Here is a 12,649-nt window from a genome sequence, read left to right on the forward strand (position 1 = left end):
GTGGTGGTGCCTTTCAGGAGTTCTGAAGTACAGGCTCGGGAGCCGCGGGAACGCGGACCGGGCGGAGGAAGATGAACAACACGACGACGATGTACAGCACCCACGCGATCGCTTGGAAGACAGTGGGTTCGGGGCGGAAGTTGAAGATCCCGGCGAGTACCGTGCCGTACCAGCTCGAGGCATCGAAGTGTGCGGTGATGTCGAAGGCGACAGCGCTGCCACCGGGTAGGACTCCGCCGATCTGCAGGGCGCGGATGCCGTAGGCCAGGATTCCGGCGGCGACCACGATGAGGAAGATGCCGGTGTACTTGAAGAACACGGCAAAGTTGATGCGCACCGCGCCGAAGTACAGGAACACCGTCAGTACTGCGGCGGCGACGATGCCCAGTAGAAGTCCGAGCAGTGGCCACAGGCTGCCGTTGGTGTTCTCGGCGTACCCGACCATGAGCAGTGCCGTCTCGACGCCCTCACGGCCGACGGCGAAGAACGAGAGCGTCAGCACTGCCGCAGGCCCGACGGTAAGAGCTTTCTCCATGTTCGCCCGCAGCTCGCCGGAGATGTTCTTGGCGGCGGTGCGCATCCACAGGACCATGGCCGTGACGATGACGACGGCGACCAGCGAGGCCGCTCCCGCGATGATCTCGGCCGTCAGTCCGGTGACGGTGGACGTGCCGTAGTGGATCACGAAGAAGATCGCCGCCACCATCGCGACGGCCAGGCCGACTCCCAGCCACACCCACTTGAGGGCGTCGCGGCGGTTCGCCTTGACGAGGAACGCCACGAGAATCATCACCACGATGCCGGTCTCTAGACCCTCGCGAAGACCGATCAGACCGCTGCCGAACATCTGGGTAGCGATCGACGGCGCAGATCCTGCGGCAGCCAGTACGGACACGAAAGGTGCTCCTGTTGTGCGTCGAACATTGGTACGCCTTGCCTCGCGAAGGGTAGGCGACCCTCATGCGTGAAGGTTGACAGAAACATACACCCTGCAACCTGGTCCTTATGCACGTTGTACTGGGGTTTTATCGGTCTTTAGCTTTCTATTACCTTCCGTGTGCAGGATGGTGAGGTGATCTCACGAATCTGCGTGCTCGCCACCGCATCGGTACTCCTTGCGCTCACCGCATGTGGCAGCAGCGAGCCGAAGCGTGAGATTCCCGAGGGCATTCCGCCCGGCCCGGGCACGGAGGTGCCGATCATCGACTTCAATGCGCCCGGCCGAACGGCCGATCTGCTCATTGCCTGGGCAGAGCCGCAGACCGATGCGCTCGGTATCTCGGTGACCGCACTCGCGTCGTACGGGCACGCTGCCGCGATCATGGCTGAGACCGACGCGGACTGCGGCATCGCCTGGACGACACTGGCCGGGATCGGGTACATCGAGAGTCGGCACGGCACCTACCAGGGATCTTCCGTGCAACCCGACGGACTCGTCGCACCGCCGATTCGCGGAATCCCACTCGACGGCGGACCGGGCGTCGCCGAGATCCCGGACACCGACGGCGGATCGATGGACGGCGATGCCGAGTTCGATCGTGCGATGGGACCCATGCAGTTCATCCCCGAGACGTGGAAGAAATGGGGTGTCGACGCCAACGGCGACGGCATCGCAGATCCGGACAACATCGACGACGCCGCTCTGACGGCTGCGCGTTATCTCTGCGCGCGCGGCGGTGATCTGCGGACGGCGCAGGGGTGGGAGAGCGCGTTGATGGCGTACAACCTCTCGGGCCAGTATCTGCGCGACGTGCGAGATCGAGCGGCCGCGTACTCGGTGGGCACCAGGCCGTAGAAACTCCGTGCATCGCGGGCACCATGCAACAGCGGCTAGTCTTGCACCCGGCACAGTCCGCCGGTCCCCGTTACTAGGAGAAGCATTCGTGGCCATCATTGAGCAGGTCGGAGCTCGCGAGATCCTCGATTCCCGTGGCAACCCCACGGTTGAGGTCGAGGTCGCATTGGACGACGGGACGTTGACCCGTGCAGCCGTTCCCTCCGGCGCATCCACCGGTGAGCACGAGGCCGTCGAGCTTCGTGACGGCGGAGACCGCTACGGCGGCAAGGGCGTCGAGAAGGCCGTCAACGCGGTGCTCGACGAGATTGCACCCGCCGTCATCGGCCTCGACGCCATCGAGCAGCGCACCGTCGACCAGGCCCTCCTGGACCTCGACGGCACTCCCGACAAGTCCCGCCTCGGCGCGAACTCCCTGCTGGGTGTTTCGCTCGCCGTCGCCAAGGCTGCTGCGGAGTCCACCGGGCTCGAGCTCTTCCGCTACCTCGGTGGCCCGAACGCCCACATCCTGCCGGTGCCGATGATGAACATCATCAACGGTGGCGCGCACGCAGACAGTGGCGTCGACGTCCAGGAATTCATGATTGCGCCGATCGGTGCGGCCACGTTCAAGGAGTCGCTGCGCTGGGGTGCCGAGGTCTACCACGCACTCAAGGCAGTGCTCAAGGCCAAGGGCCTGTCCACCGGCCTCGGCGACGAGGGCGGCTTCGCTCCCGATCTCGCCGGAACCAAGGCAGCTCTCGACCTGATCCTCGAGGCCATCGGCAAGACCGGTCTCAAGCCCGGCCAGGATGTCGCGCTCGCCCTCGACGTGGCGGCCACCGAGTTCTACACCGCGGGCACCGGCTACGCCTTCGAGCGTGAGACCAAGTCCGCCGAGCAGATGTCGGCCTTCTACGGCGAGCTCGTCGACGCCTACCCGCTGGTCTCCATCGAGGATCCGCTCGACGAGAACGACTGGGACGGCTGGGTTGCACTCACCGAGTCGATCGGCGACAAGGTTCAGCTTGTCGGCGACGACCTGTTCGTCACCAACCCCGAGCGTCTCGAAGACGGCATCGTCAAGGGTGCGGCCAACGCACTGCTGGTCAAGGTCAACCAGATCGGCACGCTGACCGAGACCCTCGACGCAGTGGATCTGGCGCATCGCAACGGTTACAAGACGATGATGAGCCACCGTTCCGGCGAGACCGAGGACACCACCATCGCTGACCTGGCAGTTGCCGTCGGCAGCGGGCAGATCAAGACCGGTGCCCCCGCCCGAAGCGAGCGCGTCGCCAAGTACAACCAGTTGCTGCGAATCGAAGAAGCTCTCGGTGACGCGGCGCGTTACGCGGGCGAGCTGGCTTTCCCCCGGTTCAATTACGAGGGCTGAGTCAACCGATACGTATGCACGAAGTGGAGAGTGAATGATGGCACGACGCGGGAGGTCCGGGACCAGTCCAGGTGGACGGGATCCCCGACCCCGCGGCCGTCCTTCCTCTCCGAATCGCTCGAAGCCGACCGGGGGTGCGTCTCGCGACGAGACCGCCTCCGGTCGGCCGGCCACTCCACCGGAGCCTTCGGATCAGGCGCGTGACGCCGTGGTGGGTGGCAAAGCCGCTCCCAGACGCGTCGGTGTTCGTAGGCCCAAGATGCCCGAGCGCACGTTCTTCGGGCTGTCCACCGGACGCGCAGTCGTTCTCGGTGTCGTGGTGTGCGCGTTGGCGTTGACGCTGGCCGTGCCGCTCAGGACCTACTTCTCGCAGCGCGGTGAGCTCGAGGCCGTGTTGGCCGAGCGTCAGACCCTGCAGGACGAGGTGGACGCGCTCCAGACCCAGAAATCTCAGCTCAACGAACCGTCCCGTATCGCTGCCGATGCTCGCGAGCGGCTGCGTTTCGTCATGCCGGGGGAGACGCCGTATCAGGTGCAGCTCCCCGGCGACTACTCGCCGAGCTCCAAGGATCTCGAGGTGGACAACACTCCGACCGGGCCGTGGTACACCGACCTGTGGAACACCGCGGTGCAGCCGCAGGGATCGGACCAGCCGTCGGAGCCCACGTCCGCGCCCATGCCCGTCGTACAGCCAGAACCCGCTCCGGCCCCGCCGGTGCCAGAACCAGAAGGGGGACCCGTCGGGTGAATTCCTCGGCAGTCTCGCAGGAAGATCTCGATGCGGTCGCATCGCAGCTCGGACGTGAACCGCGTGGCGTACTCGAAATCGCGTATCGATCTCCGGACGGTAAGCCGGGGGTGGTGAAAACTGCCCCGAAGCTTCCCGACGGCACTCCGTTTCCCACCCTGTACTACCTGACCGACCCGCGATTGACGGCGGAAGCAAGTCGGCAGGAATCGGCCGGAGTCATGCGTGAGATGACGGAACGTTTGGCCACAGACCCGGAATTGGCTGCCGCATATTTGCGTGCACACGAGTCGTACCTGGCTGAGCGCAACGAGATCGAATCTCTCGGAACGGATTTCACCGGCGGCGGCATGCCCGACCGCGTCAAATGTCTGCACGTGTTGATCGCGCATTCGTTGGCCAAGGGTCCAGGAGTCAATCCGCTCGGTGACGAGTCGGTGGCGTTGGCAGCCGAGAACTCGTTGCGCGGCAAAGCTATTCCGGCCGATTGGCCGACCATCGAAGAACTACGTGCGGAGAAATCATGACCAGGGTTGCAGCAATCGATTGCGGCACCAACTCCATCCGCCTGCTCGTCGCAGACAACAACGGTAAGACCCTCGCCGACGTCGCTCGTGAGATGCGGGTCGTGCGCTTGGGGCAAGGCGTCGACGCGACCGGAGCATTCGTGCCCGAGGCGATCGAGCGCACCCGGGTGGCATTGGTGGAGTACGCGGAGATCATCCGTAAGACCGGGGCCACCGCGGTGCGCATGGTCGCCACCTCCGCCACCCGTGATGCGTCGAATCGGGAGGATTTCTTCTCGATGGTGCGTGAGGTACTCGGCAAGGTCATTCCCGGTGCCGAGGCCGAGGTGATCACCGGAGACGAAGAGGCTCGGTTGTCCTTCGCCGGAGCGGTCGGTGAACTCGATTCTGCTGCAGGACCTTTCCTGGTCGTCGATCTGGGCGGCGGTTCCACCGAGCTCGTACTGGGCGACGCCAAAGGTGTGAAGGCGGCGTTCTCGGCCAACATCGGCTGCGTCCGTCTGACCGAACGATTCCTGCATTCGGACCCTCCCACCGCAGACGAGATCAACGGTGCGCGTGAGTATGCGCGCGAGAAGTTGGCGGAGGCATTCGAGGAAGTCTCGATCGGCGACGCGTCGAGCTGGGTGGGTGTGGCCGGCACGATGACGACCATCGCGGCCATCGCCAAAGAACTACCCGAGTACGACGCCGACGCAGTGCACTTGTCCCGTGTGCTCTTCTCGCAGTTGTTCGAGGTATGCGAGGACCTGATCGGCATGACCCACACGCAGCGAAGTGCGTTGGGGCCCATGCACCCCGGACGGGTCGACGTCATCGGCGGCGGAGCGATCGTGTGCAGCGTGCTGGCCGAGGAATTCGAGCGACGCGGCGCTGTCAGCTCGTTGACGGTCAGTGAGCACGACATCCTCGACGGCATCGCGATGTCCATCAAGATCTGATCTGCAATTCCGCAGACCCGGTCTGCGGCGATGTAGGTTGCATCGCTTCGTGTTTCGGTGAAGCCTGATAGGCGCTGTGGCTCACGTCACTGCTCCCGACGAGGCTAGGACCACCGATGACGACACCCGCCCAGCAGGCCCCGGCCGAGAAAGGTCTGGCGCGCGTAGCGCAAGCGCTCGCCAAGGGAACCGAGAAATGGTTTCCCGACGCGTACATCTTCGCCCTCGTCGGCGTGGTGGTCGTTGCTGTTGCTGCCTTCGCCAACGGCTCGTCTCCGCAGAATGTGGTCGACGCGTTCGGAAACGGGTTCTGGGACCTGACGGCCTTCACGCTGCAGATGGCGATGGTCGTGCTCACCGGGTACGTCGTGGCAACCTCTCCACCGGTCGCCAGATTGATCACCCGATTGGCGCAGGTGCCCAAGAGCTCCAGTAGCGCAGTCAGTTTCGTTGCACTGCTGTCCTGTTCGGTCTCGTTCCTCAACTGGGGTCTGAGTCTGGTGTTCGCCGGTCTGTTGGCCCGTGCCATCGCGCGGCGTGACGATCTGCGGACGGACTATCGGGCTCTCGGGGCTGCGGCATTCATGGGACTCGGAGCGGTGTGGGCGCTGGGCATGTCGTCCTCAGCTGCTCAGTTGCAGGCGACGGCCAGTTCGCTTCCGGCGACACTGCTTTCGATAACGGGTGTCCTCGATTTCGGTACGACCATCTTCACGTGGCAGTCGTTGCTGATGTGCGTGATCATCATCGTCCTCACCGTGGCCATCGCGCATTTCTCTGCACCCAAGGGCGCGGCGATCAAAACTGCCGAGGATATGAACGTCAGTTTGGACGACACCGTGGCCGAGCCCGCTCCGCGCAGTCGGCCAGGGGAGTGGCTCGAGTACAGCAGAATTCTTCCGCTCTTTGTAGGCGCGATGACGCTGGGATGGCTTGTCTCCCAACTGTTGACGCTGCCGGTGCTGTCGGTGGTGAGCAGTCTCAACGGCTATCTCTTGGTGTTCCTGATGCTCGGTCTCGTGCTGCACGGCACCCCGCGACGGTTCCTCGATTCGGTCAGCAGAGCGGTTCCCGCGACCGCAGGCATCTTGGTGCAGTTTCCGCTCTATGCGGCCATGGCAGCCATGCTGACGAAGGCGGAGGGTAGGGGAGGCGTCACGATCTCCGAGCATCTGGCGACCTTCTTCACCGAGATCGGGTCCGGTGGAGGCTTCGCGGTGGTCATCGCGGTCTATACCGTGGTGCTCGGGCTCTTCGTTCCGTCCGGCGGCGGCAAATGGCTCGTCGAAGCGCCGTACGTCATGCAGTCGGCCACCGACGTGAAAATGAACCTCGGCTGGACCGTCCAGATCTACAACGTCGCCGAGGCACTGCCGAACCTGATCAACCCGTTCTTCATGCTGCCCTTGTTGGCTGTGCTGGGCCTGCGAGCGCGTGATCTGATCGGATTCACATTCTTGCAGTTCATCTTTCACTTCCCCGTCGTCCTGCTGCTGGTGTGGCTGCTCGGTATGACCTTCGACTTCGTGCCGCCGGTCATCCCGGCCCAATAGCAGCCCGATATGATCGTCACCGCTGGAACCCTGGTTCTGGCGGTGGTGGCCCCTATAGCCCAATTGGCAGAGGCAGCGGACTTAAAATCCGCACAGTGTCGGTTCGAGTCCGACTGGGGGCACAGAAAAGATGCAGGTCAGGGTCGGTGTCGGACGTGCGTGGACGTTCGAACACTAGTGAGAGTGACACATATTGACACATCTCAGAATAACTGTGTGTCCCGGACGTTGCCGGATCTATATGTTGCCACCTGGACTATACGACCAACGAGGCCGCTCCGATCCCGGTCTGACGTGACTTGTCGGTCGGGTGATGTCTAATGAGGTGATGGGCCCACATGTAGACATAGATCAACGCTCCGCATCAGTGGTGCCGAGGCAAGAAGACATCGCTGACTGGGCGTCAGGCCGCAGGATATTTGTTTCCAGCTTGATTACCGACATGTTGGATGAGCGTGCTGCGTCGAGGTCCGCGATCGCAGAAATCGGCGCGGATCCGGTGATGTTCGAGCACGTGTCGACGGTCGCGTAATTCCCCAGGGGTCGTTGTCACGTAATTCCCCAGGTCCGGAGCTGCTGTGGTGAGGATATCGGTGACGGGCTCGGTTGTCAGGTGGTCTTGGTGCCGGGTCGTTTGCGGGGTCGATACGACGGTCCGTCCATGAGGACTTGGTGGCTGGTGTTGATGAGCCTGTCGAGGAGGGATTCGGCGACGACGGGGTTGGGGAAGAGTGGGTACCAGTCTTTCGGGGCTCTGTTGCTGGTCAGGATCAGGGGTTTGCCGGCGATGGCGCGGTCGGAGACCAGGTCGTAGAGGTCATCGGATTGTGTGGTGGTGTGCTCTCGCATCGCGAAGTCGTCGATGATGAGCACGTTGGGACGGGTGTATTCGCGCATGCGTTGTCCTATGGTGCGGTCGGCGTGGCCGCCCGCGAGGTCGGCGAGCATGCGTGAGCATTTGACGAACCGGATGTCCCCTCCGCGTCGGGCTACCTGATGGCCGAGCGCCTGTGCGACATGGGTTTTCCCGACACCGACGGGCCCGTAGAGGATGACCGATTCCCCGGCGTCGAGCCACCGCAACGCGGCGAGGTCGCGGAGCATCGCAGCAGGGAGTTTCGGGCTGACGGTGAAGTCGAAGTCCTCGAAAGTGTTGGCCTGCTCGAACTTCGCTCGGCGCACTCGTCGGGTGAGGGCGGCGGATTCTCGGCGTGCGATTTCGTCTTCGCAGAGCACTTGCAGGAACTCGAGGTGTCCGAGTTGCCCGTCTCGGGTTTGCGCGAGCCGAGCGTCGAGGGTGTCGAGCATGCCGGTGAGTTTCAATGTCTTGAGTGCGGTCCGCAGGGATGGGTCGTGAATGGTCATAGTGATGTCCTTGGATTCGAATGTGGTTGTGGTGCAGCGTGAATAGATGCTGTCGAGTTCAGGCGCTCTGTTGAGTGTCGAACGCGTCGGGTCCGCGGAGTAGGGCCGGCGGCGCAGGTACCGAGGGGTGATCGTCGGTCTGCTCTCCTCGTTCGGTGCCGGCGACGAGGAGTCCTTTGATGGTGCGGTAGTGCACGTCGTCGAGTTCGAGTGCCCGGGTGCAGGCCGCATCGAGTCGGGTGTCGGGGTATTTCTCGCGGAGTCGGATGATCGCCTGGATGGCGCGCAGGCGGTGGATGGCGTTGACCGTCGACAGCTCCTCGATGACTTTCGTTGCCCCGGAACCGATCTGCTCGGCTTGGCTGCGGCACCACGTGACGGTGCGCAACGTGTGTGCGACTTTGTGCGGTGGGTAGTGCTCGAAATTCGTCGACCGCCCACTCAGATGAAGAACGTGAGTGGCAGCGACAGTATCGTCGTGAAAGACCTGGACCATGTCTCCGGCGGTGCGGACGGTGACCTTCTGCCCGAGCAGTCGCCACGGCACCGAGTAGAACGCTGCGCCTGCTTTGACGTGGCAGTCCGGTGCGACAGTGCCGATCGAATATCGGACGGTCTCGAACGGGCGCACGGGGAGCGGGGCGAGGGCGGATTGTTCGATCGCCTCGAACATCGCCGACGGCGTCACGCCGTCGAGCCCGCGGTATCGATGTTGCCCGTATACCTCGCTTGCCCAATGCAATGCCGCGGTCTGCATCTGTACGAGTGAGGTGAAGTCGCGGCCCGCCCAGAACGAGTCACGAATGTAGGGCATGGGCCGCTCGACGCGGGGTTTGTCCTTGGGTTTGCGGGCCCGGGCGGGATCGATGAGGGTGCCGTAGAAGCTCGCCAGCTCCTGATAGGCGGGGTTGATCATCGGGTCATAGAGATCGGGTCGCTCCACACCGGTTTTGAGGTTGTCGCACACCAGCCGGGCCGGGACGCCGCCGAAGAACTCGAATGCAGCGACGTGCGAGGCGTTCCACGATGTCTGGTCCATCCGGAAGACAGGTTGGACGAACATCTTTCGTGAGCACGCGAGGATCATCACGAATGCCCACACGGTCACTCGTCGGCCGAGGTTCGGGTCGAACCACATGCCGAGTTTGCCGTAGTCGATCTGTGCTTCGCTGCCCGGTTCGACGGCCCCGCGTGGGACGGTGACTTTCTCTTCGAGCCGTTGCTCGGCGAATGCCGTTGCGATGTAACGTCGTACGGTCGATTCGGAGACATCGACGTGGTGATCATCGCGAAGACGCTGCGCGATGGTAGCGACGGTGACCGGCACATCGAGTTGTTCGGTGATCCACTCGTGGTGCGGTGCGATGTGTTCCCACGTCAAGGCGCGGGCCGCGGGATCGGTCAATGCGGGGAACCACTGGCCGATGCGTTCACGCCAGAGCTGTTCGTCGAACACCTCTGCCGGTGCCGGTTCGATACCGTCGCGCACTGCTGGTTGGAGGTACTTGCGGATGGTTTTGCGGTCGATGCCCAGCGCCTGATGGATCTCGACTTGGGATCGGCCGGCGTTCCAGTGTCGGAACATCTCGATGAGATCGTTCACGGTGAATGACTTCCTTGCCACCTCAGGCCCCTTCCACGAGCCCTTGGCAGGACCACGTGTCAGGAGCGAACCTGAGCAGCACCCGAACCCCGCACCGACACGCCCCAGGGTGGGGAATTACGTGACAGCGGGTGAGGAATTACGTGACGGACAACCCCTCACACCTGGGGAATTACATGACCGCTGACACCGCGAAAGAACTCAAGGAACTCCGCGAGCAGAACAGCCGGCTCAAACGCCTGCTCGCCGACGCAGAGCTGGAGAAGGACGCGCTGCGGGAGGTGGCGAAGGGAAAATTCTGAGCCCAGCCGCCAAACGCCGCGCCGTCGACATGCTCGTGACCACGATGAGCTTGTCGAAACGATTGGCGTGCAGAGCAGTTGGGCTTTCCCGCTCCACCTACGCACGAACACCGATCGCCCAAACTCCGGCCGACCCCGACGCGGCTCTGAGAGCCACGCTGCGCAAATACGCAGGCACACACCCGTTGCACGGGTTTCGTCGCGCCTGGGCGCATCTGAGGCACGACGAGGGCATGACGGTGAACAAGAAGAAGGTCCACCGGTTGTGGAAGGAGGAGTGGCGTGTCCCCGGTGAACGGGGCCATCTTGTTTTAGAGTCCTGTTGCCCATGAGCTGGGCGGATAGGACGATGGAGAACATGGCTGGACGGAAACGGAACTCTGCCGAGGACATCGTGCGCAAGCTGCGCCGGGCCGATGAGCTCACTGCGGCCGGCAAGACGCAGGAGGAGATCGCGGCAGAGCTCGAGGTGTCGGCGGCGACGCTGTACAACTGGCGACGCCAGTACGGCGGCATGGATACCGACGCCGCGAAAGAACTCAAGGAACTCCGCGAGCAGAACAGCCGGCTCAAACGCCTGCTCGCCGACGCAGAGCTGGAGAAGGACGCGCTGCGGGAGGTGGCGAAGGGAAAATTCTGAGCCCAGCCGCCAAACGCCGCGCCGTCGACATGCTCGTGACCACGATGAGCTTGTCGAAACGATTGGCGTGCAGAGCAGTTGGGCTTTCCCGCTCCACCTACGCACGAACACCGATCGCCCAAACTCCGGCCGACCCCGACCCCGACGCGGCTCTGAGAGCCACGCTGCGCAAATACGCAGGCACACACCCGTTGCACGGGTTTCGTCGCGCCTGGGCGCATCTGAGGCACGACGAGGGCATGACGGTGAACAAGAAGAAGGTCCACCGGTTGTGGAAGGAGGAGGGTCTGCAGGTTCGGATCTATCATCCGCGCAAACGCGCCGGTATCAGCTCGTGCCCACAGATCGAAGCTGATGCCCCGAAAGTGGTGTGGGCTATGGACTTTCAGTTCGACTCGACCGTCGACGGAAGGCGATCAAGATTGCGTCGATGATCGACGAACACACGAGACTGTCGGTGCTCAACATCGTGGAGCGGTCGATCACCGCTCAGCGGCTGACCGAGGAGTTGGACAAGGCGTTCGCGTTGCGGGGCGGGCCGCCGCGAGTGTTACGGATGGACAACGGACCGGAGTTCATTTCGCATGTGCTGCAACAGTTCTGCCGAGACCGTGTCGGTATCTCGTACATTCCGCCGGGTACGCCGTGGAACAACGGACACATCGAATCGTTCAACAACCGACTGCGAAAGGAGTGCCTCAACCGGAACCACTGGACCAGCCTGCTCGAAGCGAGGGTCGTGATCGGCGACTTCAAGGAGGACCACAACAACCGGCATCGGCACTCGTCCCTGGGCTACATGACGCCGGCCGAGTACGCTGCCCAATGCACCCATACGCACCACACTGTGGGTTGCGAGATCGACTGACATCAATCAGAACGCGGCTCTAAAACGCGGTGGACCGAACATCGGGGACCTGCCAGCTGGACGAGGTCAGGTACGTGCGCGGCCGCTCGAATCACAGCGCGAGTGTGCGGCCAACTATCGGTTTGACCACTGACCGCCGCGACGTCCAGTGGATGTTTCCGGCCGGTGCCGACGAAAAGCACATTGACAACTTGGCTGCGTCCATTGCAGACGGCGCGTCTGTCGCACACAAAGAATCAGAGACGATCGAGCCGGTGGCAGCACCAGCTACCACCTGGAGTCCTTAGAGGCGGCGACACAGCTGGACCTGTTGACGAGCATTTGTAACGGGTCTGGTCCAAAGACGTTGCCGTCCCCGCAATCCACAGGCGCGTATGCAGGTCAGAACGCATGGCACCCAGGTTGCCAGGCGGTGAGGTTGGCGAATCCGAATCCGAAGCCGTCGACGACCGAGCCGATAAATACATCTCTTAGCCTGGGGAAACTCGCTGCGGACCGCTCAATGCTCATGGGCAACAAGACTCTAAAACAAGATGGCCCCGTTCACTGGGGACACGCCAGCGGCTTGTGGCGAGCTCCGCCAGACGTTCGATGACGCCGATTCACACCTTCACGACGCCGATGTGGGCGTCAAATGTACGGGACTGCCCCGGCTTTGGTTGACATCTGATCTGTGAGGATCGCTCCTCACGGTGGAAGGATGTTCACCATGCCGAAAGCATTCCCCGAGGAGTTCCGCCGCGACGTCATCGCCGTCGCACGCAAGGGCGAGGCCCCGTTGCGTCAGATCGCGAAGGACTTCGGAATCTCCGAAGGTTGCCTGCACCGCTGGCTCAAGATTGCCGATCGTGAAGACGGCGTCGTCCGTGACGGCCGGCAGAACCCTGGTGACGAGTCCGCTGAGCTGCGGGAGCTCAAGAAGCGCAACCGGC

At 63.1% G+C, this 12,649-nt stretch carries 12 protein-coding genes, 1 tRNA gene and 1 pseudogene; 11 read left to right on the forward strand and 3 right to left on the reverse strand.

Translation table 11 applies throughout. The annotated features are described in order from the left end of the window. Nucleotides 1-13: 13 nt before the first annotated feature. Nucleotides 14-895: an iron uptake transporter permease EfeU gene (gene efeU, locus RFA01S_RS11195; protein WP_032364101.1), complete on the reverse strand. Its 882-nt coding sequence runs from the start codon at nt 893-895 to the stop codon at nt 14-16. A gap of 189 nt (nt 896-1,084) precedes the next feature. Here efeU and RFA01S_RS11200 point away from each other — a divergent pair, with 189 nt between their 5' ends. The 7 genes from RFA01S_RS11200 to RFA01S_RS11230 all read left to right on the forward strand — a co-directional run bounded on the left by RFA01S_RS11200 (nt 1,085) and on the right by RFA01S_RS11230 (nt 7,061). Further along, nucleotides 1,085-1,795: a lytic transglycosylase domain-containing protein gene (locus RFA01S_RS11200; protein ID WP_045842124.1), complete on the forward strand. Its 711-nt coding sequence runs from the start codon at nt 1,085-1,087 to the stop codon at nt 1,793-1,795. 88 nt (nt 1,796-1,883) lie between these two features. Next, nucleotides 1,884-3,170 carry a phosphopyruvate hydratase gene (gene eno, locus RFA01S_RS11205; protein ID WP_027496113.1) on the forward strand — a complete coding sequence of 429 codons (1,287 nt, stop codon included), beginning with the start codon at nt 1,884-1,886 and terminating at the stop codon, nt 3,168-3,170. 259 nt (nt 3,171-3,429) lie between these two features. Continuing rightward, nucleotides 3,430-3,918 carry an FtsB family cell division protein gene (locus RFA01S_RS11210; RefSeq protein WP_238325131.1) on the forward strand — a complete coding sequence of 163 codons (489 nt, stop codon included), beginning with the start codon at nt 3,430-3,432 and terminating at the stop codon, nt 3,916-3,918. Further along, nucleotides 3,915-4,445, forward strand: a complete 531-nt coding sequence (locus RFA01S_RS11215; RefSeq protein ID WP_032407556.1) for a DUF501 domain-containing protein — start codon at nt 3,915-3,917, stop codon at nt 4,443-4,445. The genes RFA01S_RS11210 and RFA01S_RS11215 overlap by 4 nt, the downstream gene beginning before the upstream one ends. Beyond that, a complete protein-coding gene (locus RFA01S_RS11220) occupies nt 4,442-5,386 on the forward strand; it encodes a Ppx/GppA phosphatase family protein (RefSeq protein WP_032407555.1) in 945 nt (314 codons plus the stop codon). The genes RFA01S_RS11215 and RFA01S_RS11220 overlap by 4 nt, the downstream gene beginning before the upstream one ends. A 116-nt stretch (nt 5,387-5,502) precedes the next feature. Beyond that, complete coding sequence (locus RFA01S_RS11225) at nt 5,503-6,939, forward strand: short-chain fatty acid transporter (RefSeq protein WP_032407554.1); 1,437 nt, start codon at nt 5,503-5,505, stop codon at nt 6,937-6,939. Between the two features lie 48 nt (nt 6,940-6,987). Then, a tRNA-Leu gene (locus RFA01S_RS11230) sits at nt 6,988-7,061 on the forward strand. Between the two features lie 487 nt (nt 7,062-7,548). Here the strand turns inward: RFA01S_RS11230 and istB are convergent. Next, nucleotides 7,549-8,304, reverse strand: coding sequence for an IS21-like element helper ATPase IstB (gene istB / locus RFA01S_RS11240; protein ID WP_032407552.1), 756 nt, complete (start codon nt 8,302-8,304; stop codon nt 7,549-7,551). A 58-nt stretch (nt 8,305-8,362) separates the two neighbouring features. After that, on the reverse strand, nt 8,363-9,907 hold the full coding sequence (istA, locus tag RFA01S_RS11245) for an IS21 family transposase (RefSeq protein WP_032407551.1): 1,545 nt from the start codon (nt 9,905-9,907) through the stop codon (nt 8,363-8,365). Between the two features lie 176 nt (nt 9,908-10,083). On the opposite strand from istA, the gene RFA01S_RS28165 reads away from it, so the two are divergent. From RFA01S_RS28165 to RFA01S_RS11275, 4 genes and pseudogenes are all read left to right on the forward strand, one after another. Further along, a complete protein-coding gene (locus RFA01S_RS28165; RefSeq protein ID WP_255283971.1) occupies nt 10,084-10,209 on the forward strand; it encodes a hypothetical protein in 126 nt (41 codons plus the stop codon). A 44-nt stretch (nt 10,210-10,253) separates the two neighbouring features. Next, nucleotides 10,254-10,541, forward strand: coding sequence for an IS3 family transposase (locus tag RFA01S_RS28520; protein ID WP_169879426.1), 288 nt, complete (start codon nt 10,254-10,256; stop codon nt 10,539-10,541). Between the two features lie 26 nt (nt 10,542-10,567). Further along, nucleotides 10,568-11,717, forward strand: a pseudogene (locus RFA01S_RS11265) (IS3 family transposase). Between the two features lie 709 nt (nt 11,718-12,426). Further along, the coding region (locus tag RFA01S_RS11275; protein WP_072692080.1) for a transposase at nt 12,427-12,649 on the forward strand (223 nt) is incomplete at its 3' end.

Origin of the sequence: Rhodococcoides fascians NBRC 12155 = LMG 3623 (assembly GCF_001894785.1) — a bacterium.
Taxonomy (GTDB): domain Bacteria; phylum Actinomycetota; class Actinomycetes; order Mycobacteriales; family Mycobacteriaceae; genus Rhodococcoides; species Rhodococcoides fascians.

Bases quoted from the DNA above. Each gene is read 5' to 3' on its own strand.
- RFA01S_RS11225 (WP_032407554.1), top strand. From the start codon at position 5,503: ATGACGACACCCGCCCAGCAGGCCCCGGCCGAGAAAGGTCTGGCGCGC.
- istB (WP_032407552.1), bottom strand. From the start codon at position 8,304: ATGACCATTCACGACCCATCCCTGCGGACCGCACTCAAGACATTGAAA.
- RFA01S_RS11220 (WP_032407555.1), top strand. From the start codon at position 4,442: ATGACCAGGGTTGCAGCAATCGATTGCGGCACCAACTCCATCCGCCTG.
- RFA01S_RS28165 (WP_255283971.1), top strand. From the start codon at position 10,084: ATGACCGCTGACACCGCGAAAGAACTCAAGGAACTCCGCGAGCAGAAC.
- RFA01S_RS11210 (WP_238325131.1), top strand. From the start codon at position 3,430: ATGCCCGAGCGCACGTTCTTCGGGCTGTCCACCGGACGCGCAGTCGTT.
- RFA01S_RS28520 (WP_169879426.1), top strand. From the start codon at position 10,254: ATGAGCTTGTCGAAACGATTGGCGTGCAGAGCAGTTGGGCTTTCCCGC.